Consider the following 785-nt stretch of genomic DNA (forward strand, 5'->3'; position numbering starts at 1 on the left):
GGCAATGACCGCCTGCTCCTTGGGCTCAAAGGCAGCCTCAACGAATACGAACTCGATCTCCTGCGGCAGCGCTCGCTTGCGGCGCGTTACGAGAAAGCGCGTCGGGGCGAACTCGTCGTCGCGGCGCCGGTCGGCTTCATCAAGATGGGTGACCGGCTCGAGATGGATCCCGACCGGCGCGTCCAGGCCGCGATCAAGCTCGCCATCGACAAGGTCGCCGAACTGGGCAGCGTGCGCCAGGCCCTGTTCTGGTTCCTCGAACATAAGCTCGATCTGCCGACCCGGATCCATGGCGGCGCGGTGGAGTGGCGCCGTCCCGGTTATTCAACGCTGCACGGGTTCATCACCAATCCCGCCTATGGTGGCGCCTACGCTTATGGCAGATCCGGCGTCTCGGTGAGCTATGACGGGAGCGGACCGCGGGCCCGGGCACGGAGCAAGCCCCGCGCGGAATGGCTGGCGTTGAAGCCTGGCTCGCATCAAGGTTATGTCGACTGGGACCTGGCGGAGGCGATCCGGACGATGGTGAGCGAGAACGTTCCGGCCGCGGGCGCCCGCGGCGCGCCAAAGCATGGTTCGGCGCTGTTGTCGGGCTTGTTGCGATGCCGACGCTGCGGCCGCAAGCTTTGCGTGCAATATACCGGAGCCAAGGGGCAGATCCCGCGCTATGCCTGCGTGCGGGGCAGGCTCGACCAAGGGGAACCGAACTGCATCGCGTTCGGCGGCCTGCGGGTCGACGATCTGGTGGAAACATCTCTGTTGGCTGTCGTGCAGCCTGCCGCGGT

At 66.2% G+C, this 785-nt stretch carries 1 protein-coding gene; it reads left to right on the forward strand.

All coding sequences use genetic code 11. The features are described 5' to 3' along the window. On the forward strand, positions 1-785 hold a 785-nt coding region (locus M8523_RS36430; RefSeq protein WP_282589665.1), incomplete at both ends, for a recombinase family protein.

This window comes from Lichenifustis flavocetrariae, from assembly GCF_026130545.1.
Classification (GTDB): Bacteria; Pseudomonadota; Alphaproteobacteria; order Rhizobiales; family Beijerinckiaceae; genus Lichenihabitans; species Lichenihabitans flavocetrariae.